Source organism: Rhizobium sp. SRDI943 (assembly GCF_057653695.1).
On the sequence record NZ_JBYGKN010000002.1, the window covers coordinates 888,432 to 908,430 of the forward strand.

The 19,999-nt window shown below is 55.5% G+C and carries 16 protein-coding genes; 6 read left to right on the forward strand and 10 right to left on the reverse strand.

The annotated features are described in order from the left end of the window. Positions 1 to 21: 21 nt before the first annotated feature. A complete protein-coding gene (locus AC245Y_RS28305; RefSeq protein WP_017996698.1) occupies positions 22 to 879 on the forward strand; it encodes an alpha/beta fold hydrolase in 858 nt (285 codons plus the stop codon). Between the two features lie 145 nt (positions 880 to 1,024). Here AC245Y_RS28305 and AC245Y_RS28310 read toward each other — a convergent pair whose 3' ends face one another. From AC245Y_RS28310 to AC245Y_RS28320, 3 genes are all read right to left on the reverse strand, one after another. Further along, complete coding sequence (locus AC245Y_RS28310) at positions 1,025 to 1,744, reverse strand: helix-turn-helix transcriptional regulator (RefSeq protein WP_032996937.1); 720 nt, start codon at positions 1,742 to 1,744, stop codon at positions 1,025 to 1,027. A gap of 4 nt (positions 1,745 to 1,748) precedes the next feature. Beyond that, complete coding sequence (locus AC245Y_RS28315) at positions 1,749 to 1,988, reverse strand: DUF2188 domain-containing protein (protein ID WP_017996696.1); 240 nt, start codon at positions 1,986 to 1,988, stop codon at positions 1,749 to 1,751. A gap of 289 nt (positions 1,989 to 2,277) precedes the next feature. Further along, on the reverse strand, positions 2,278 to 5,004 hold the full coding sequence (locus AC245Y_RS28320) for an ATP-binding protein (protein WP_017996695.1): 2,727 nt from the start codon (positions 5,002 to 5,004) through the stop codon (positions 2,278 to 2,280). An 836-nt stretch (positions 5,005 to 5,840) separates the two neighbouring features. On the opposite strand from AC245Y_RS28320, the gene AC245Y_RS28325 reads away from it, so the two are divergent. From AC245Y_RS28325 to AC245Y_RS28335, 3 genes are read left to right on the forward strand one after another with little or no spacing between them, the layout of a single operon-like run. Next, on the forward strand, positions 5,841 to 6,443 hold the full coding sequence (locus tag AC245Y_RS28325) for an NAD(P)H-dependent oxidoreductase (protein WP_032996935.1): 603 nt from the start codon (positions 5,841 to 5,843) through the stop codon (positions 6,441 to 6,443). Between the two features lie 3 nt (positions 6,444 to 6,446). Beyond that, positions 6,447 to 8,339, forward strand: coding sequence for a monovalent cation:proton antiporter-2 (CPA2) family protein (locus AC245Y_RS28330; RefSeq protein ID WP_017996692.1), 1,893 nt, complete (start codon positions 6,447 to 6,449; stop codon positions 8,337 to 8,339). A 21-nt stretch (positions 8,340 to 8,360) separates the two neighbouring features. Further along, entirely contained in the window at positions 8,361 to 9,647 is a 1,287-nt protein-coding gene (locus AC245Y_RS28335) for a c-type cytochrome (protein ID WP_017996691.1), read from the forward strand. 120 nt (positions 9,648 to 9,767) lie between these two features. On the opposite strand, the gene AC245Y_RS28340 is transcribed toward AC245Y_RS28335, so the two are convergent. From AC245Y_RS28340 to AC245Y_RS28350, 3 genes are all read right to left on the reverse strand, one after another. Next, positions 9,768 to 10,217, reverse strand: coding sequence for a hypothetical protein (locus AC245Y_RS28340; RefSeq protein ID WP_017996690.1), 450 nt, complete (start codon positions 10,215 to 10,217; stop codon positions 9,768 to 9,770). 274 nt (positions 10,218 to 10,491) lie between these two features. Continuing rightward, entirely contained in the window at positions 10,492 to 12,096 is a 1,605-nt protein-coding gene (locus tag AC245Y_RS28345; RefSeq protein WP_017996689.1) for an MFS transporter, read from the reverse strand. Further along, on the reverse strand, positions 12,093 to 13,217 hold the full coding sequence (locus tag AC245Y_RS28350; protein WP_017996688.1) for an HlyD family secretion protein: 1,125 nt from the start codon (positions 13,215 to 13,217) through the stop codon (positions 12,093 to 12,095). The genes AC245Y_RS28345 and AC245Y_RS28350 overlap by 4 nt, the downstream gene beginning before the upstream one ends. 335 nt (positions 13,218 to 13,552) lie before the next feature. On the opposite strand from AC245Y_RS28350, the gene AC245Y_RS28355 reads away from it, so the two are divergent. Next, the gene (locus tag AC245Y_RS28355) at positions 13,553 to 14,419 is read left to right on the forward strand and encodes an aldo/keto reductase (protein WP_017996687.1); all 867 of its coding nucleotides are present in this window, start codon (positions 13,553 to 13,555) and stop codon (positions 14,417 to 14,419) included. A gap of 114 nt (positions 14,420 to 14,533) precedes the next feature. Here the strand turns inward: AC245Y_RS28355 and AC245Y_RS28360 are convergent, their stop codons facing one another. The 4 genes from AC245Y_RS28360 to AC245Y_RS28375 form a co-directional block, all read right to left on the reverse strand. Continuing rightward, complete coding sequence (locus tag AC245Y_RS28360; RefSeq protein ID WP_017996686.1) at positions 14,534 to 15,772, reverse strand: MFS transporter; 1,239 nt, start codon at positions 15,770 to 15,772, stop codon at positions 14,534 to 14,536. Positions 15,773 to 15,851: 79 nt separating this feature from the next. Continuing rightward, on the reverse strand, positions 15,852 to 16,610 hold the full coding sequence (locus AC245Y_RS28365; protein ID WP_017996685.1) for an SDR family oxidoreductase: 759 nt from the start codon (positions 16,608 to 16,610) through the stop codon (positions 15,852 to 15,854). Positions 16,611 to 16,739: 129 nt separating this feature from the next. Continuing rightward, a complete protein-coding gene (locus AC245Y_RS28370) occupies positions 16,740 to 17,441 on the reverse strand; it encodes an alpha/beta fold hydrolase (RefSeq protein ID WP_017996684.1) in 702 nt (233 codons plus the stop codon). A gap of 210 nt (positions 17,442 to 17,651) precedes the next feature. After that, positions 17,652 to 18,614, reverse strand: coding sequence for a GlxA family transcriptional regulator (locus AC245Y_RS28375; protein ID WP_026157645.1), 963 nt, complete (start codon positions 18,612 to 18,614; stop codon positions 17,652 to 17,654). Positions 18,615 to 18,854: 240 nt separating this feature from the next. Here AC245Y_RS28375 and AC245Y_RS28380 point away from each other — a divergent pair, with 240 nt between their 5' ends. Then, positions 18,855 to 19,997 carry an efflux RND transporter periplasmic adaptor subunit gene (locus AC245Y_RS28380; RefSeq protein WP_017996682.1) on the forward strand — a complete coding sequence of 381 codons (1,143 nt, stop codon included), beginning with the start codon at positions 18,855 to 18,857 and terminating at the stop codon, positions 19,995 to 19,997. Positions 19,998 to 19,999: the final 2 nt, after the last annotated feature.

The window sequence follows — 19,999 nt, forward strand, 5'->3', positions numbered from 1 at the left end:
GATTTAATAGGACAGAGATCAATGACCTTGGAAAACGCTACAAACACCGAGACGAAATACGCAGACTTGGACGGGCGACGCATTGCCTACCGTTTGATCGGGCAGGGAACGCCACTCGTTCTTGCGGTCCGTTTCAGGGAGACACTTGATGCCTGGGATCCCCTGTTTCTCGACGAGTTGGCCAAGGACTTCACTGTTATCACCTTCGATTATACCGGCTTGGGTGCATCCACTGGAGAACCAACCTACGACCGAGCATCGCTGGCGAAGGACGCCAAGGACCTGATCGATTTTCTTGGATACAAGAAGGTTGTGATGGGCGGCTGGTCGCTCGGAGGTGTCGTAGCTCAAGTCTTCAGCCTGACGTATCCGGAACTGGTCTCTCATCTGGTTTTGATCGGAACTGCCCCTCCAGGCCATTCCAAGATCAGCGGAGACCCACTCTTCATGAAGACCGCCATGAAGCCTGTAAACGACCTCGCCGACGAAGCAATCCTGTTTTTCGAGCCTGAATCTCCCCGGAGCAAAGAGGCAGCACGATTGTCTCACGAACGTATAGCGGCTCGAAAAAATGACCGCTCGCCCATGATTCAGGAGGCAACGTTCATGAAGCTTCTGAGTGAAGCGAAGGACCGTACCACCATTTTCCCGGACCCGAATGGGCAGCAGATGGAGGATATGGCCGCTGGACGCCATCCGGTCCTCGTCATCAGCGGCGACCACGACATCGCCTGCCCGGTCGACAATTGGTTCGAGGTATCGACCTTCTGGCAGTCGCTTCACATCGCAACAGTGCCGCAGGCCGGTCATGCACCCCAACATCAGGCGCCTGAATACGCTGCAGAAGTGATCGCGTCCTTCGTGAAGCGAATCCGATAATCAACGCTTGCTGTGAGCTTCTAATCGGCCTTCTTCTCACCGGGGAGACTTAAAATGCCGTTCTGAGCTGTCCATTAGCTCACCCTGGCTTTGCCATTACTATGCCGTTGTCAGAGGTGCCAAGCACCTCGCGATGAATCCGCCTTCAGATTAATCCAAGCCTAGACGCCATTGCCACCGCTTGTGTGCGCGTTACCGCGCCGAGCTTTTCCATGGCGGCCCTGAGATAGCCATCGATTGTGTGATTGGAGAGCGCAAGTATTTGCCCGATTTCGCGGCTCGTTTTACCCGCGCTTGCCCATCGGAGGCATTCTCTCTCGCGAGGTGTCAAAACGTCAGTTGCCCGCGAACGCGAACTATATGAGTCTACCGCTCCCATAAGCGCCATCATAAGCATCGCCATCTCTTCGTGGCGTTCGATCTTTCGCCGACCAGACAATAGACAGACGTAACGTCGCTGTTCTGAATCTGAGAGTGCAACCGCGAACGTGAACGAGAAACCCTCGTTGATGAAAATCCCGTCTTGAGGTCTGTGACCAGGGTGAGGGGCTCGGGCGAGAAGTAGTGGCATCGTCGGTACTGGAAGGACGGTTCGCTCAAGCCTCCTGATCAAGGGGCTTTCAGTCAAAAGGTTTCGAGCTTTGTAGGCGTTCAGCAGATCGGTGGGCCAGTTGGTCGCCAGAACGTTGTCGGCAAACAGTGGGCGCCCTGGCGCCGGGAAGGTCCCGAACAGAAAGTAACGAAAGTTATAGCCCTTCAACATCGAGCGGAAACGCGATTGCAAGGCGTTAAACCGGGCAATCTCGCTTACGATACGAGCTGGATCAGAGCTCTTGGTCTTTCTATGTTCCCAACGAGCAGGCATCTTGCTAGCCGTCGACGACCTCAGTCTCTGGTCTGTCGGTGCCAAGGGAATATTCGCGATGCCATTTGCCGTCGGTCGTCTCAAAAGCAATTTCGGTGTCGCGGCCTGCTATCTGCTGTCGCTGCGCGGCAATCCTTGCAGCCGCCAAGGCATCGTCATGTGTATTGAAGGGCTCTGACCAAACGTCATCAAGACGGTACGCAAAGCCACCGTCATGGGAGCCAATGTGATAGGTGATATGCATTCGAAATTCTCTCTAAGTCGCTGGAAGTCATCGCCGATTAATTAAGAAGGTCTCGGTAGCGGGCGGGAACCTGGGTGTGGTGCGCACCTGCCTTTCCGAGGATTGCATCGAGCGCGATTGAGAACACTGCTGATCTGATGATCAGCAGTGGGGAACCGGTCGAATAGCCACCTCGGAATATGCTGTTGATCGTGTCGCATTTGCTAATCCGGATCGAGTGGTGATCCGATAATGCGCCGCGGATGCTTATACGATCTTGTAAGTTTCGGCTGTGACAGATGGCTGGAGACTACGCGAATTTACGTGCTTCAGAGACGTCCAAGGACAAAGCTTCACCCTCAAAAAAGGAAAGTGTCTCCGCTAGCCTCTCGCGCTCTGCCTGACCATGAGGTTCCGCCGCGTGTTTTGCGAGACTGGTCGCAGATCTGAGTTCCCAAAACTTTGCGCCTTGTTCGGTTGCAAGATCGTATCCACGACGTATCAGTTCCCGGCCATCTTGAGCATTTTCAAGAAGAAGTCGCTCTCCCTTCAATCGGTACAATTCCGCACGGCACCACCCTGCGTTCTTTGAAAGCGCACGATCCAACGTCTCGTCGCTGGCGAGGTGACCGCCTGCCATAAGGCAATTTTCGAACCGAGCACCCTTCGCATTCCTAAGGCTTTGATTGAACTCGTCCGAGTTGCCCGACTGGACGGCTTTAGCGACATGATGGAACGTCGTGGCCCATTCTTGCCACCGAAGGAGGGAGTTTTTCGTTGCTTTTTCGGCCAGATCGCTGAGAAGCCGAACTCCGAGATCATGGTCTCCCATGCCAAACGCAGTTGGACATGCGGAAACTGAAAGGAAGAGGCAGTACGAGATGGCGTGATCTAAAGCGCTAGCTTCCTCAAATGTCGAAGCAAGCAAGGTCCTCGCCTCTGAAAGCTTTCCCTGGACCCACAGAGTCTTGACGACCGTCGATAAGGCACTGATGCGCTGATCATAACTCGCCCCGTTGTTGAGAGTCCCCCGGACACCTCCCTTTGCGAGTTCCAGTGCAATTTTCGCGTGTGTCAACCCGGCATCAAAGTTTCCGATGTAATGGAAGTTGTGAGCAAGGAGGCGGCTCGCTGCATTCGGCAGTTCGTTCCCAAAGAGGTCGTTGAAACGGAGTGCAAGTGATATCGCCTCGACGTAGTCACCATTCATGGTGTGTATTGCCGTCATTCCTCCGACCGCGCGGAGCGTGTTCATGTGGTCACGCAAATTCTCGGCAATGGATTTGGCTTTGGAAAACTCTTCGATTGCTTCCTGGTCACGTTCGGAGCTCTTGATGTGGTAGAGGGTGCCGCCATGAGAGACTCGTAGGTTCATCTCGGTAAGCGCGTCGACCTCGTCTAGCTGATTGAAGTAGGCGAGGGCGCGTTCGAGGTGCGTGAGCTGCTCAGCCATCAGGCCAAGCTGGGTCCAAATGATATTGGAACTGGCCACAAGATCAATTCCGGCCCGCGTCTCACCGCCCTTGGAAAATGCCCACTCTAGTGCGCTTCGGAGTTCGTGAACCAAGCCTCCGTGTTCGTTGAGCCAACTACCGGTATCGAGAACAGTCCAATCGCGCTCAGCTTCAGCAAGCCGAGCGCGGCAAAGCTTGGCGTGAGCCAATTTGCAGGATTGATCAAAACCGGAGTTGGCGAGTTTGGTCGCCGCATATTCCCTTGTGGTGACCAAGAGCCGATAGTTGCCGCCTGCGGCGGAGACGTTGAGCAAAGACTTTAGAAACAACCCGTCAAAGGCATCGTAGAATTCTTCGTCGGAGACATCCTCAGCAGCAACCCACCTTGCGTGGTCCGCAGTGAATGTACCGGCAAAAACAGAAAGCCGGTCTAACAAGTCCTTTTGGGTGGGCTCTAGCGTGTTGTAGCTCCAGTCCAAAGCGGCTCTTAGCGTTTGTTGCCGGGGCGGTGCGGTACGACGACCTCGCCGTAACAGAGCCAGCGGGTCCGCGACCGAGCGATGAAGACTTTCCAGATCCATATCGAACGCCCGCGCAGCCGCGAGTTCGATAGCCAAGGGTATTCCATCGAGCCTGCGGACTATATCGGCCGCCAAAGTCATTGCTTCTGGGCGTGCAAAGTCACTTTCATCGGCCACGAGGCCTGCGAGAGAAATGAAAAGTTCTAATCCAGCATATTCTGATGGGTTTACGGCCGATGAACCCTCAGGGGGAACCTCCAAAGGTGGAAGTTGCCGCACGCGCTCAAGAGACGCCCGCAATGGCTCCCGGCTTGTCGCCAAAATAGTGGTCAACGGCGAAGCCTTCAAAATTTCCTCGGCGGCACGGGCGGCTTCGTCGACGACATGCTCGCAGTTATCAAAAACCAAGAGGGTGGCGCTCTTTTGCAACTCGCCGATAATCGCTGGGAGAACATTCGATCCGTAGACGCTTAGCCCCAGCTGGCTTGCCAGCGATGGCAGCAATGTCTCGCCAGTGGAGTGTGCCGCGAGATCCAGGAACAGCACCCGATACTGCTCGCTTAGCAATCTGGCTACGGCTATTGCGACCGATGTTTTGCCAATGCCGCCAGCACCAGCAATCGTAAGGAGCCTCGTTGTCTTAAAAAACTCAGCGGTCGTCCGTATAAAAACTTCCCTACCAAGGAGCTTGGTAGCCGTTCTCGGCAAAGTTGACTTATCGATCGGATTCGCTGGACGGTTTGTCGTCGCGCGAGGGCTTACTCTGACATCCGGCAGAAACTGGTATCCCCGGCTAGGCACGTTTTCGATAAATTTCCGAGCTTCATCCCCGAGTGACTTCCGGAGCGAGACCAGATGGACTCTCAGCGCACCTTCTTCCACGATCGTGGTTGGCCAAACCGTCCGAATAAGCTCTTCTTTACTGACGACCTGTCCCGCCCGCGTGGCAAGTGCCGCGAGAATATCAAAGGCTCGACTACCAAGGCGAAGTGCTTTCCCATCCGCAGACAGCCTCCGATTTTCGATATCTAGCTCGAAACTATCGAAATATAAGACTGACATGCTGCCCCCAAGATTCAGCTTGGCTCACTTTTTCCGTTTTCGGGTTTTGCACCGCCGCGTCCGCCCTTACAGGTCTTAGCCCGGTCTTTCAAGAACTTCTAATTCATAGTCTTCGATCGAGTTTTCCCTCTTCAGTTTTGTAGAATACTGACTCATTTCTCATCAGCTCACCAGAGGTCGATGTGGTGGAACCATAAACGGCCCTGTTATAAATATGCGCCTCCAAATCGATGTCTGAAATCGACTTGGAGCCGTACCGCGAGCAATAACCGGCTCCGCACGCGAAACGATGACAAAAAAACGCTGGGCGGCTGTGGAGTAGGGTCTCCGAAGCCCCGATCGAGATCCCGCGCTTCGCAGGATGTGTGGAGCGTTAGAAAGCCCTCAGATAGCAGGATCGCGGGTGACGAGCGCGAAGAGCTCTCGGGCAAGGTGGTAGAAATGCTCCACCCTCAACCTCCTACTTGCGATGCCATAATGCTGGCCCAACCTGGCCGGAACCCCTGTATTTATTCAATTTCTGCGCAGCCTCATCGAGCAGCTTCACGAAACTCCTGGGGTCGATACCATCGGCTCGGTTCAGCAGTGCTATTAATGGATCTGACCTCATCTCAGTAATTGTAAGCGTTTCGGGCATCGGAGCCTCCTTTGACGCGTTGGAGGCTAACCGAGTGGGTGGAGAATTCTTGTCAAAATCGAGTGCGGCGTGTGTGTTTGCTCGCTCCTGCCGGATCGTCCAATAAATGGAGAGACCAACCCCTTAATGACGATGACACCGCACCGTTGAGGTGGTGGCGAATTGGTTCGCGAACTGTGTGGCAAGAGAAGGTACCAGAATGCGTGTCCTAGTTCTGTTTGCGCATCCCGCACAACGGAAATCGAGTATTAATCTCGCAATGGCCGATGTGGCCCGTAGAGTCGACGGTTTGACGTTCGTTGATCTCTATGAGGAATATCCTCGCTTCCAGATCAATATCGATCGAGAGCAGGAACGCTTGCTGGACCACGATGTCATTGTCTTCCAATTCCCGATCTACTGGTACTCGACGCCTTCGCTTCTGAAAGAGTGGCAGGACCTCGTGTTGGAGTACGGGTTCGCCTATGGTCCACAGGGGAAGCTGCTGGCTGACAAGTTCGCGCTTGTTTGCGTCACCACAGGTGGTCGCGAAACCGACTACTCGACCACTGGAGGCAATAACTACCCCCTTCGCCAGTTCCTGCTGCCTCTGCAGCAAACCGCGACGCTCTGCGGAATGAAGTTCCTGCCTCCATTCGTTCTTCACGCCGCCAATCACATCGGCACGCTGGAGGCGCAGCGACATATTGCATCATACGGCGCTCTCTTAAGCGCGATAACAGACAACCAGCTTGATCTTGATGAGGCGCTGGCCCGCGACTCGATATTCCCGGCTGATTTGCACATCACGGCGGAGCATTAGGCTATGGAGGGTTTAACGTTCTATGCCCTGGCATATCTCGCCGCAGCCGTCTTCGCCGTCATCCTCTCGCGGCGGCTTGGGCTCGGTTCAGTTGTCGGCTACATCGCCGCTGGCGTGATTGTCGGTCCCATCCTTCACGTCTCTGGGGCGGGATCTGAATATCTCGAACAATTTTCGGAATTCGGCATCGTGATGATGCTCTTTCTGATTGGGATGGAGATCGATCCGCAGATGGTCTGGCGGCTCAGAGGCAAGCTCATCGGCTTGGGCGGCCTGCAAGTCATTGTGACACTCTCGGCGGTGAGCATCATCGGAACGTTGTTGGGTTTCTCTTGGCAGCAAAGCGCATTGTTCGGCTGCGTCGTCGCTTTATCTTCTACGGCAATTGTTCTGCAGACCCTTGAAGAGAAAGGGCTCCTGGAGTCCGACGGTGGAAGGGCGAGCTTCGCAGTCCTGCTTTTTCAGGATTTGGCAGTCATTCCTATGCTGGCCTGCATTCCTATGCTTTCTTCGGTCACCAATGTAGCTAACAGTGCTCATGGAGAAGCATTTTTTTCAGCGCTACCAGGGTGGGCATCTGCACTCTTGACGCTGGGAGCAGTTGTCTTCGTCGTGGCCGCCGGACACTACCTTTCGCGGCCCGTCTTTCGCGCCATAGCACAATTAGGTCTTCGGGAAGTTTTCACAGCTGCTGCTCTGCTCGTAGTCGTTGCAATAGCGGCCCTTATGTCCGCCGTTGGCCTTTCCCCAGCTCTAGGTGCCTTCCTCGCAGGCGTGGTGTTGGCAAATAGCGAGTTCAAGCACGAACTTCAAAACGATATCGAGCCCTTCAAAGGGCTTCTGCTCGGCCTTTTCTTTATGACGATCGGTGCAAAAATCGATCTCACGATACTGCTGCAGCATTGGGCGATCGTCCTCGTTGCGACGTTGGCGATGATATTGGTCAAGGTTGGCGTTCTCCTACCATTGGCATGGCTATTCCGACTTCGGGCGACGGCAGCCTGGCTATTTGCTCTCGGCCTCGCCCAAGCGGGAGAATTCGGCTTTGTCTTGCTCTCATTGGGACGAGAACGAAATATCTTCTCGGAGGAGATGGTCTCGATTTCGATACTTGTTATCACGTTGGGGATGGTCCTGACGCCCGGTCTATTCATCCTATTTGACCGCATCGTGACCTTGCTGGACAGTCGCGGTGCGACCCGGGCCGACGACGAGCCCGAAGAGGGCACTGTCATTGTCGCTGGACTTGGACGCTTCGGCCAAATTGTTAACCGGATGCTGCTGGCGAACGGACACAAGCCGGTCGTGCTCGACTTCCGCGCAGACGTGGTTGATGATCTGCGAAAGTTCGGAATACGGTCATTTTTTGGAGACGCGGGGCGGCCTGACCTCCTTGACTCTGCAGGCCTCGCGAAAGCGGACGTCATCGTTGTTGCAATTGACGATCCAGATCGCGCGGTTGAGATCGTGACCTACGCCCGACGAACCAACCCCAATATCAAGATTGTCGCCAGGGCTTACGATCGGCTGCACTACTATCGCCTTTCCGATGCAGGCGCGGATCACATCGTTCGAGAACTTTTCGGTAGTTCTTTGGAGGCTGCGGTCCTGACATTGCGGTCGCTAGGCATGCACCCCTATGAGGTCGAAAAGAGAAGAAACGTGTTTATCGAGCAAGACCTAGCTGGATTGAAGCGGATGGCGCCACTTTTTGATGGCGTCACGCCCGTATCTGACAATCCTGACTTCATCGCCGGGTTTAATGACATCGGGAAAGTCATCGAAAATGCGATGCTCGGCAACCGCGCGGCGTACACCGACTTGGTTCGACGGGGTTGGACTCCACCCGTACTCGACGATAGTCACGCTCTGAAAGCTGAGCAATCGCGGCGGTAAATTGCCACAGGAGCGGTTGGAATGAAGCGTTTTCAAAAACTGATAATTGCCGCTGTGGCTCTGGTATGCGTGGGTGGGGTGGGCGCCGGTTTCTTTTTCTTCTGGCCACATTCCCTGCCAGATGTTTCGGCGAGTGCACTGCAGCCCACCGGCGCAGCCCTGATTGCACGAGGCGAACATCTTACGATCGCGGCGGATTGTGCTGCCTGTCACACTACGAAAGGCGGGAAACCGTTTGCCGGAGGCTTGCCCTTCAAACTGCCGTTCGGGACTATCTACTCATCGAATATAACGACAGATCCAGAGCATGGGATCGGTGCCTGGAGTGACGCCGAGTTCGTCCGTGCGGTGCGGTCCGGGGTAGGGGCTCACGGCGAAAACTTATATCCCGCTTTTCCGTATGCGTCCTACGCCCTGATGACGACTGACGACATCTTGGCGGTCCGGGCGTATCTGCGCACACTGGCACCTGTGAGCGAGGACGCGCCATCAAACTCGCTTGCGTTTCCCTTTAATCAACGTTGGCTTATGCGCGGTTGGAACCTCCTCTTTCTCCCGTCTCGTCCTTTCGAGAACGACCCATCTAAGGATGAGCAATGGAATAGGGGGGCATATCTTGTGGAGGCGCTCGAGCACTGCGGCGAGTGCCATACACCGAGAGGTCTGATGTTCCAGCGCAAACAGAGCGAAGCGTTGTCGGGCAGCGAAGTGGATGGCTGGAAAGCCTGGAACATCACGTCCGATCCAGATAGCGGGATCGGCCTCTGGACCAACGATGAGATCAGTTCCTTCTTATCAAAGGGGCATGCCAACGGGCACGGGCCTGCGGGCGGTGCGATGCGTGAAGCGGTCGACCTGAGCTTGAGCAAGCTCCCAACGTCGGACATCGAGGCTATAGTCGCATATCTACGGACAGTTCCTCCAGTAGAGAGCGACGAGAAGGTTCGTGTGAAGCGCACGAGCTCGATCCAGAACGCTTCGTCCAAAAATTCGGACGAGAGCCTTGGCTCGCGGATCTTTGCTGGTGCGTGCGCGAGCTGTCATGGGCTCGGCGGTAACGGATTGGTGAACAGCCGGGCCAATATTGTTGGCGCCCACGCGTTGGCTGATGTCGACGGTAGCAATTTTATCCGGGTTGTCCTTCAAGGATCTTCAGACAATATGGCAGCGCCGGGTCGGACGATGCCCGCGTTTGGGGCGATCTACAATGACGCGGAGATCGCAGCGTTGACGAACTTCGTCATTGGCGAAATTGGTAAGAAGAAAGGCGCAGTTACAGCAGAAGATGTTGCGAAGGCACGGGAGTGAACTATCAGGTCGTTTTGACCAAGTGGATTCCCAAATGAGCGGAAGCATGCTTTAAGGCTGCCGTTAGGAGGCGGGTTGGCTCGCTGCGTTCCTTACTCTGGCTGTCGTTCGCGTCTGCCATTATTCACCGGGACGATACAAACGCCATGATGTAACCGGGGCCTCCCCAGTTCGAACGTCTTTGTATGTCGCGGAAATCTTATTTAGAATCGTCTCGTCGTCCGTATCGATCTCGTAGAACGTGCCGTCGACCGCCCGGATGATAGTCCAGGTCTCGTCTGGCTGTTTGGGTGCCGAGGCGACAAACTCCCCCCAGATAACCTGGCGCGTATTATCAGCCAGAGCTGCTAAATCGGAGCCTGAAAGCCGGGCATTGTCCTGCGCCAAATCTTCCAGTTGTTCGCCGCCTTCACCCGTGGCCTCAAACCATTCGTGCTCAGGTTCCGACGACTTGACTGTCGAGACGATCCAATTCGCTTCCAAAGATCGAGGTGCCAAAAGCCGCAGCAAGTCTTTGAGATCAAGCGCAAGGGCATGTTCCTTGAGATCGTAAATCCTAAGTGTTGCCATGGCGTCCCCCGAGCCAAACCTCTCATTGGCAGCAACAGGTTGTCAACACGACCTAGTTCATTTACGTCGGCGGTGTCTCCACATTCGCGGTGAGAACGATCAGCGTTGACCGAGTGCTGGCACTCAGTTCAATGCTCGCTGCTGGATCTTGCAAGCGGCGCAAGGGGGCAAGCGATTGCCGAACGAATATTGCAGTGCCGTCTCGCGAACCACGCCTCAAAAAACTAGCCTGTCAAGGACATGCCGTGCTGCTATTTGCAAATCGCCAGGTCATCTACGTCGCTCGTTGATGTGCGGGCTTCAGGATCGGACGCGGACTCAGTGGACTGGGCGGTGAAGCCTTCATAAACGCTACCAGGACCAGCCCAGCGACGGAAAACCAGAATGCAATGATGAAGCAGTCGCTGTAGGCCAAAACGTAGGCTTGCGATCGGACGGACGCGGACAGTGTACCGACAGCTTTCGCGGTTCCACCGCCGTTGTGACCGAGCGCGTTGTTTAAAGCGGCTAGACTTCGCTTATACAGCGGGTTGTCATTTGTCAGGTGAGCGCCAAGAACATTTGAATGGAACTGCTCCCTTCGGCGAATCCACGTCCCCATCAGTCCAGCCGCAAGCTCAGCGCTTCCAAGACGAGCGACCTGAATGTATGCCGACATCGCGGTCGAGCGTTTTGGATCCGAATTTCCAACCAGGAAGACAAACGATGCGTAGAACGTCATAACCTGGCCGGTCGTGTGCAGTAGCACGATCAGTCCGAAACTGTCGGGGTACCAATCCGAGGTGACCTCTGATCCGATAAGAGCAGCGACGCCGCTTGCGGACAAACCCACGATCAATGCCACTCGCGCATCAACGTACGTCAGAACAAATCCAGAGAGCATGACGATCATTGCCACGGGAATAACCGCGTAAAGGATAAAAACGCCGCTTATCTGAAACGGCCGCAGACCTCCCACGGTCTGCATTATTCCCGGGATGAGGGTGCTTCCAGCACTGCTGGCAAACGTAAAGACAGTGACAACGGCCAGGCCGAGAATAACGTTGCGAGAACCGAGAACGCTGGCATGCGCCCACGGCCTCAACACGATGCTTTCGTTTATGAGGAAGGCGACAAATAGAAGCCCTCCGGCGAGAAACAATGCCTCGATCAGACCCGATTCAAACCAGTCCAACCGGTTTCCTTGGTCCAGCGCGATATAGATGAATGTCATCGACGCGCCGAGTAGGAGCATTCCGCCCCAATCTGCATTCGCCAAAAGTGACTTGTCGATCGGCTCCCTTGGAGCGCCCAACACCAAAAGCAAAGCGATCAGCGGAGCGACAAGTACATCCTGCCAGTAGAGCCACTGCCATCCCAGGACGTCCCCGTAATATCCGACCAGTGCGAACCCCAAGCTCTGGGACAGCGGAATACGAAGTGTGTAGATCCCAAGGCCGATGATCCAGTATTTAGGAGCAAGGTTGCGGAAGATGATCATCAGCGTGGCCGGTACGAAGACGCCAAGAAGCAACGCTCGAACAATGTGTGCCGCGAACAAAAGGTCGTGGTTGTGGATCGATGGAATTGCACAAGAGAGCGCCGCGTAAACCAGGCTTGAAGGTATCATCACCCTGCGAACGCCATAGACCGTCATCAACCAAGCGACGGCCGATGCGATAAATATCTGGGGCGCGTTGGCTGCGGTGGCTAACCAAGCACCTTCGTCGGTGCCAAGACCGTATGCTCCCTTTAGATCTGGGAGACCCACAGTAAAGACGCGGGTATCGAAACCCACCACAAATGCCGCCAATAGAAGAGCCGCAACGATGAGTATCGGCCGTTTCGTCATCGTGCCTTGCGATGAAGGCCCCAGAACATTCTGGGCGGTGCCATTCATTGGGTGGTGTCCGGAGTATAGACCTTCACGACAGCAGACATCCCCGGGCGTAAGGATTGAACGAGTGGTTGACCGCTTTCAAATTCGATCCGAACAGGAAGCCGTTGGACAACTTTCGTATAATTGCCAGTCGCATTGTCTGGCGGAAGCAGCGCGAACGTCGAGCCGCTCGCCGGTGACAGCTTTCCGACTTTACCCCGCAGAATCTTGCCGGGAAAAGTGTCAATGCGGACATCAACGAGTTGCCCCGTACTCATCCTCCCCAGCTGCGTTTCTTTGAAGTTTGCGGTTACGTACACATTGGGGACTGGAACGACGGCAACGATACTGCCGCCGATGCTCACGTAGTCGCCAAGGTGGACCGACTTTTTACCAACCACGCCATCGAACGGTGCGTAGATGCGCGAGTACCTTTGGTGCAGCTGGGCGGTAGTGAAATTGGCTTCCTGCGCATCTATCTGCGCATCCAACAATGGCTCTTGACCTTGCAGGACTTGGAGTTGAGCCCGTTGCTGTTCGATCGCGGCGGCTGTTGACGCGACAGAGGCTTGCGCCTGGAGAAACGATGCCTGAGCCTGCTGGAGGCGCTGCTCCGTGCTTGCTTGGCCAAGGTTCTTCTGTCGTTCAAATTCGAGGCGGGTCTGTTCCTCCACCGCAAGTGCGGATGCGTTTTGCGCCTCAGCGGCCTTGATCACGGCGCGTTGCAGGTTTTCCTGGTTGCCAAGGTTGACGCGTGACGCTTTTGCCGCCTCTAAATTTGCTGTCGCAAGGGCGAGTGCCGCGTCGTATTCGCTGGGATCGATCTCTACTATCAGGTCCCCTTTTTTGACCGGCTGATAGTCATCAACGGCGATCGACCGAATATTTCCGGAGACCCGTGCGCTCATGGTGCTGAAATCTGCTCCAACGGCAGCGTCATCCGTCGCCTGCGTTGCCGCGGAGGCAGTCCAGCTATTCCAGTTCGCGTTTGCGTACGCAATACCAGCCACAGCCAGGATTACTGCCGTGGCCGGTATGAAAAGCCTCGCTAACAGGCTGGGCTGGCTTGGAGGAAGGTTCGAGACAGGTGATGGTGGCGCCTTGGCTGACGTCGGCGACAAGGTCGTTACGTTGTCGCTCATTCGAAGATCCGCACGCTTTCTGCGGGAGGGTTCCGTAGTTCCCTGCGCGTCAATTCAATTTCGGCTGGCCCGGTCGCCTGAACCGCCAAAAAGGTTGTCGCTTCAAATCGCATTGTCTTCTCCGCTCGACATACGAGGATGAATTCTGATTGTAAGTGGACCTTGATGCAGTGCTGTTTGGATCGATTGTAATATCCGGCACCCCAACGACTGGTTGGCTGTCCATGCGAACCCAAACGCTCCAATCTTACAATAAAGCCCCGGCCAGCGCCTGTACGAGGGAGGGAGGCGCCTGTCGGGCAGTCGAAAATCGTCGCAATTGAGAGATCTCAGCTATGTCAGATAAGAATTCAAATGCAGCCGAAGCCGGAACCTTTGCTATAGGCTCGACGGTAGTCAATCGGTTGGGTTTCGGCGGAATGCGGATCACCGGTCGAGGTGTTTGGGGTCAGCCGCAAGACCCAGCTGAAGTCGAACGGACACTCAAGAAATTACCAGAGTTGGGCGTCAACTTTATTGACACGGCCGATTCCTATGGGCCTGGCGTGTCAGAAGAACTGATCCGAAAAGCTCTCCACCCTTACAGTGGGCTGTTGATTGCCACGAAAGCCGGGTTGACCCGGCCCGGCCCCGATCAGTGGGCACCGGATGGCCGTCCCGAAAAGCTGGTGGCCCGTGCTCACGAAAGTCGCGAGCGACTTGGTGTCGAGAAAATTGGGCTGTGGCAACTGCATCGGATCGACCCGCGTGTCCCCCGCGATGAACAGTTTGTCGCCATCCGAAGCCTGCTCGACACCGGCGTTATTTCGAATGCTGGCCTCAGCGAGGTCTCAGTCGAGGAGATCGAGGCGGCTTCTAAATATTTCAAAGTTGCTACGGTTCAGAACCGATACAATCTCGTCGATCGTTCCAGCGAGGATGTTCTGGATTACTGTGAGGAGAATGGGATCGGCTTTATCCCGTGGTTCCCTCTGGCAGCTGGCCAACTCACCAAACGTGGCTCCGCGCTTGATGTTATTGCGGAGAACCACGGGGCAACTCCGAGCCAGATCGCACTGGCGTGGGTGCTGAAACGAAGCTCCGTAATCATTCCGATTCCGGGCACGTCGAAGGTAAGCCACTTGGAAGAAAACGTCGCTGCGGCAGGCATCAAACTTAGCGACGAGGAGTTCGCATCCCTCGATGCAGCTGGTCGCCAGTGACACAGCAATCGGCCCGACAAGCTCGGTTGAGTTTGTCGGGCCGACAGGCAAAAGCCTGATGTTTTTGAATAACATCATCAGGGAGAGATGTCCCCAATGCCAGCTTGCTCGGTTCTATTTCCTCGCGAAAAGGTAGTTTAGCGTTAGCGAGGCTGCTTCTGCGACAGCAGCTGCAACCCCAATGGCCCACACAGCATCGAGGCCAATAATCCCCGCACCCAGCGCACTTCCGATCGAGAAGCCCAGATACATTGTCGAAGTGTTCAGGGATAGCGATACCGAAGCCTGAGAAGGAGACGATGCCGCAATCAATCTGGCCATCTGAGCGGGGAAGAAGGACCAGACGCTGAAACCCCAGACGCCGATAGCCACTAAGGCAGGTATTTGAGCCGCTGCTGGACCAAGGACAGTCACTGCTGCCAAAACAGCAAACGAGCAGCCGAGCAGAATGAGCGACGCCGCCACGACCCTTCCTGATCCGAACCGGTCGTTCAGGGCGCCACCAGTGGTCACACCTATCGCTGCCGCAAATCCCCACATTGAGACCGTAGCGCCAATCCCTGAGGTACCAAAACCCAAGACAGTAGTGAGGTATGGTGCGATGTAAGGGTAGGCGGTATAGGCGCCAATTGACCAGAACAGAGTGATGGCAAGCAATTTGAGAATTGGCGCTTGCCGAATGACGCCCACGCGCTCCGACAAACTTGCGACGGACATGCCTTCTCCTGCCGTGCGGACGATCCCCGCGATAATACCGAAGATCGCCACAAGACCCATCATAGCGACGGCGAGAAACGTCGTCCTCCATCCAAAGGCGTGACCGACCAGGGCTCCAAGCGGTAACCCCAAAGCGATCGCGATGGTCATGCCACCACTGACGATAGCAAGCGCTCTTCCTCTTCGAGCAGGCCCGGCGATTGCCCCAGCCAGAGCGTTCGCGTTCGGAACGAATAGTCCTGCTGCGACGGCCATAAGTAAGCGAGCAACCAGAAGGGTGGAAAACGTTGCCGAGAATGCTGCCACGAAGTTGCCCACGGCGAAAATAGTCATGGCAACTAACAATGTGTCGCGGCGATGTAGACGCCCAGTGATCACCGTGGTGATCGGGGAACTTATGGCCAAAGTGATCGTGAAGACAACCACGAGCATCGCGGTCGCTGACAGGCTCATGCCGAGATCAGCGGCAATTGTCGGCAACAGAGGCGCGATCATGAAACCCTCTGTGCCTATTGCGAAGGTTCCAAGCGCTAGAAAATAGGCAGGCATCAAAGATGGCGTTGGCTCAGGGGATCCCAACGTCGAGGAAAGTGTCTCAGTGGGAATCTTCGGTGTCAGATTCAGGCGGTCAGACATGATGGGGGTACCCTTAACTGCGTTCTTCTCGGCCTTCCCGTCTAACCGGCGGGAAGGCCGATGGTTTACTGTCCAATATTCAAACGGGGATTGGGTCTGCTACGAGGGCCGCGTTGAAGTCGTGAACGAGTTGATGTTCGTTCAGGCCCGGGTTATCGCGAAGAGCCGTGATTTCTTCGACGAAGACCTCTGGAGCGTCGGTGGCGAGGCCCGCCATCGTTTTTTCGATAAACACATCCAGCGGCATTGCCCGTGGATCGCCGCTCTTCTTAACGAGGTCTGTGTCGACCCACGGCGGAGCGATCTCTTGAACCTTCACGTTGGTGTCCCGCAACGCAAAACGCTGGGACAGTGAGTAGGAATGCAGCGCAGCCTTGGTCGAGGAGTACACCGCGTTTCCAGCAAGCGGCACGAACGCAAGAACGGACGTGTTATGAATGATAGTCGCGTCCGATTGGGTCTTGAGGTGGTCGACAAGTGCCGAGGTCAGGCGAATTGGACCCAGAAGGTTTGTCTCGATGATATTCTGCGAGACGGAATCGTCGATTTTGCCTGCCGGATCGTCGAACGGCATAATACCCGCATTATTGATGAGCACGTTGAGTTTCGGATATTCGGAGATCAGCTTTGTCGCCACCCGCTCGATATCCGCTGCGTCGGCGATATTCAGCTCGATTCCGTCGATCCCTGGATTGGCGGCCGAAACCTCATCAAGCAGCGCCTTGCGGCGACCGGCGATGATCACCTTGTTGCCAAGCTTGTGAAACGCTTCAGCAAGGGCGCGGCCAATCCCCGAAGTGCCGCCCGTGATGAAGATTGTGTTGCCAGTCATTTTCATAAGTCGCTCCATCTATTTTCGGTGCCAACTTTCTGGCTGGGCAACCGTGTTTCGATGGGAGAATGATGGCGGAAAATCGTGCTGGCTCAAATGCCATTGAAACGGCGATTTCGGACATTCGATGTCTCGTTACGCTTCGAGGAAGCGCGTTGCGTCCTCAACGAATTCTTCGGCATGTTGAAAGAGCGACGCGTGACCCGAGTCTGGGTAAACGATGAATTTCGCGTCAGGAACCTGCTGAGACAGGACAAACGAACAATAGGCGGGGGCCACAATATCTTGTGCGCCTGCCACGACGAGTATTGGCAATTTAAGTTCTCTTGCTCGATGTAGTATCCCTGGCCAGCGCGTGAAGGCTTGAACTTGCTCCATAAAGGCGAGGGCGCTTACTCCTGGAGATCTGTAGGGCTGGTTTGCGATCCGGCGAATCGAGGTTCGACCGCATGACACCGCGGCTTCCGTCTCGGGATAAAAGAGGTAGAGAAAGTCTTGTTCGTCGTTTTCCTGCTTCGCCAAAACGGTAGCAACACGGGGTTGTTGGCGCGGCCCTTCGGCGATTGCGCCTGGCGTCGCTCCGACAAGGATCATCCGACGCAATAGGTGGGGATAATCCAAGGCAAGCTGCTGGGCGACCGCGCCCCCGAGAGACCAACCCAAAACATCAGCATGACGCGGTGCGACTTGGAGAATTACCTCGGCGGCAACGCTGGCCATGGATTTTATGCTGTTGAGCGAACTGCCCTGAGACAAACCGACGCCCGGATTGTCAAACCGCACGACTTGGTGGTCGCCGGAAAGCAATTTGATGAACGCCGGATCCCAATCGTCCATTGTGGCTCTGAAACGAGGAAGGAGGACAAGCGGCGTGCCCCTTTCTGGGCCATTGGTCCGGATCGCAATTTCACCATGCTTGGTTTGGACTGAGTGGATCTCTGGCCCTGAAGGCATTTATTGGCTCCCGACGTACCTATTGCTGGACCCATTGTAGCCAAAGTCCAGTTTGTCTCATATGACAGGTATCCGTCGTTTTAGGACTTTGACTCATGCGTCCGCTAACTCGACATCTTCGCCATCCATGAGCTTTAATGCCCGCTTCAAGCTTTGTGGTGGTTGTCCCAGTGTGCGAAGAAACGCGCGGCGCATCCTGTCTCGATCGGAAAATCCCGTGTCGCGAGCTACAATCTCCATTGGGTGGCGACCGTCTTCCAACATGGCTTTCGCGGCCTCGAGACGTAACATCTCGACCGCTTTCGCTGGCGATTGGCCAGTCTCCTCCCTAAAAAGGCGACTGAACTGTCTTGGGCTCAAACTGACGGCCTCCGCCAGTTCCTCAACCGTCAATGGATTGCGGAGATGTTCCTTCGCATAAATCAAGGCGCGACGAATTCGGTCGGACCTTGGCTCAAGCTCCAAGAGCGCCGAGAACTGCGACTGGCCTCCAGGCCGCCTGTGATAGACCACGAGCTTCCTCGCAATCGACCGTGAAACGGCCGCGTCAAAGTCGTCCTCGATCAGAGCCAGCGTGAGATCGATCGCCGAACTCATGCCTGCGGATGTCCAGATGTTTCCATCGTGTGTGAAAATTCGATCCTCATCGACATGCGCCAGGGGAAACCGTCTCTGGAGGTCGCGAGCGTGTGCCCAATGTGTAGTCGCCACCTTCCCATCCAGCAGTCCCGCTTCGGCCAGCAGAAAAGCTCCGGTGCAAAGCCCGGCAACTCGCCGCGATTCTGTGCCCGCCTTGGAGATGTAATCTCGCAACACTGGGGAAGAGGAGCTTGGGGTCAGCTCGCCAACAACCATTAGCGTGTCGGGAAAATCACCAAGGGGTTCGGTCTCCACGCCAATCTTCAGCGACGATCGAACGGTGCCTCCCTTCTCGGACATTACCGTCAGCTTATAGGCCTCCGTACCCTGATCCTGATTGGCGAACTCAAACGCCGAAAGGGCAGCAAGCCCCATGACCTGAAAACCGTCTTCGAGAATAAAGCCCACAGATCGCATCAATTGCTCCGTCTTAAAGTGCCGCATACACCATATTTGAGACATGGGCCTGTCTTGGTCAAGAACGCAGTTCTAGGACCGGACATTAGTCGTTGATTGTACAATAACTGGCACTGCTGTGCTGTCAGTCTGCTTTCACAATGCCAGACCCGCATTCATGCGAGGTCGGCGTCAGCCCTTGTTACGCTGCAACTTGTGAGGTGGAAAATGAAAGCCCGAATTCTTGTATTATCGCTTTGTATGGCCGGATGGACGGTAGCTCTGAGGGACTTCGTCAATGCCCAAGAGGCAGCTCCGCAGGTGGTTGTAGCGAAGCCTCTGGTTCGCGACGTGACAGATAGGGATGAATTTATTGGCCGGTTTCGAGCCGCCGAACAGGTCGATATCCGTTCGCGCGTCGGTGGCTATCTGCAGAGCATTGCTTTCAAAGACGGCCAGTTGGTGAAGGACGGTGATGAACTGTTCAAAGTCGACCAACGCCCCTTTGTGACTGCTTTGAGCCAAGCTAAGGCCAGCCTCGCTGTAGCAAATGCAGGCTTAACCTATGCGCAGGCCCAATTCGATCGCGTTAACGCTCTGGTTAAGTCGGGGAGCCAGACGGTTGCGACCCTCGACGATCGGCGGAGGGAACTGGACTCGGCGCAAGCAAATCTCCAAGGGTCTCAAGCGAGTGTCGACCGCGCTGAGCTCGACATGACCTACAGCCGGATTGTTGCGCCACTGAGCGGCCGCATCGACCGCCATATGATTTCTGTCGGCAACCTGGTCACCGCAGATCAGACAGTCCTCACGTCGATCGTCATGCTTGACCCGATCGACTTCTATTTCGACATCGATGAACGTCGCCTTCTTAGCTACGCCGAAACCGCCCGCAAAAACGGCTCCGTCCTGCAGAGCGGTGGCGGAGGTTTGAAGGTCTCGGTTAGGCTGGGCGACCGGGACGGGACGGCCTATACCGGCACGCTCGATTTTGCTGAAAATCAGGTCGACGCGGCAACCGGAACCCTTCGCGCCCGCGCCAGGTTTGCAAATCCTGATTTCGTGCTTCAGCCAGGGTTGTTCGGCAGGGTCGAGCTTGAAGGTTCAAATTCATACAAGGCGATCTTGATACCGGACGAGGCTATTAGCTCCGATCAAGACGAACGTGTTGTCTTCGTCGTTGGCAAGGACAATGTCGTGTCGACAAAAGCGATCCGGCCAGGTCCGAGAATCGACGGATACCGTGTTGTCAGAAGCGGCCTCGACGGTAGCGAGAGTCTAGTTGTGAAGGGCGTCGTACGCGTCCGCCCAGGCGTTAAGGTCGACCCGAAAGAAACTACCCTTCCGCATGAAAACAAAGATCCGGTTGAGTCAGCACCGCTGACCGCCGTGAATGCGGAGTAGCT

What these genes read in the sequence shown, in the direction of transcription:
- AC245Y_RS28360 (WP_017996686.1), bottom strand. Translation starts at nt 15,772, where the DNA reads ATGTCTGACCGCCTGAATCTGACACCGAAGATTCCCACTGAGACACTT.
- AC245Y_RS28305 (WP_017996698.1), top strand. Translation starts at nt 22, where the DNA reads ATGACCTTGGAAAACGCTACAAACACCGAGACGAAATACGCAGACTTG.
- AC245Y_RS28350 (WP_017996688.1), bottom strand. Translation starts at nt 13,217, where the DNA reads ATGAGCGACAACGTAACGACCTTGTCGCCGACGTCAGCCAAGGCGCCA.
- AC245Y_RS28335 (WP_017996691.1), top strand. Translation starts at nt 8,361, where the DNA reads ATGAAGCGTTTTCAAAAACTGATAATTGCCGCTGTGGCTCTGGTATGC.
- AC245Y_RS28375 (WP_026157645.1), bottom strand. Translation starts at nt 18,614, where the DNA reads ATGCGATCTGTGGGCTTTATTCTCGAAGACGGTTTTCAGGTCATGGGG.
- AC245Y_RS28315 (WP_017996696.1), bottom strand. Translation starts at nt 1,988, where the DNA reads ATGCATATCACCTATCACATTGGCTCCCATGACGGTGGCTTTGCGTAC.
- AC245Y_RS28345 (WP_017996689.1), bottom strand. Translation starts at nt 12,096, where the DNA reads ATGAATGGCACCGCCCAGAATGTTCTGGGGCCTTCATCGCAAGGCACG.
- AC245Y_RS28355 (WP_017996687.1), top strand. Translation starts at nt 13,553, where the DNA reads ATGTCAGATAAGAATTCAAATGCAGCCGAAGCCGGAACCTTTGCTATA.
- AC245Y_RS28310 (WP_032996937.1), bottom strand. Translation starts at nt 1,744, where the DNA reads ATGCCTGCTCGTTGGGAACATAGAAAGACCAAGAGCTCTGATCCAGCT.
- AC245Y_RS28330 (WP_017996692.1), top strand. Translation starts at nt 6,447, where the DNA reads ATGGAGGGTTTAACGTTCTATGCCCTGGCATATCTCGCCGCAGCCGTC.
- AC245Y_RS28325 (WP_032996935.1), top strand. Translation starts at nt 5,841, where the DNA reads ATGCGTGTCCTAGTTCTGTTTGCGCATCCCGCACAACGGAAATCGAGT.
- AC245Y_RS28340 (WP_017996690.1), bottom strand. Translation starts at nt 10,217, where the DNA reads ATGGCAACACTTAGGATTTACGATCTCAAGGAACATGCCCTTGCGCTT.
- AC245Y_RS28320 (WP_017996695.1), bottom strand. Translation starts at nt 5,004, where the DNA reads ATGTCAGTCTTATATTTCGATAGTTTCGAGCTAGATATCGAAAATCGG.
- AC245Y_RS28365 (WP_017996685.1), bottom strand. Translation starts at nt 16,610, where the DNA reads ATGAAAATGACTGGCAACACAATCTTCATCACGGGCGGCACTTCGGGG.
- AC245Y_RS28370 (WP_017996684.1), bottom strand. Translation starts at nt 17,441, where the DNA reads ATGGACGATTGGGATCCGGCGTTCATCAAATTGCTTTCCGGCGACCAC.
- AC245Y_RS28380 (WP_017996682.1), top strand. Translation starts at nt 18,855, where the DNA reads ATGGCCGGATGGACGGTAGCTCTGAGGGACTTCGTCAATGCCCAAGAG.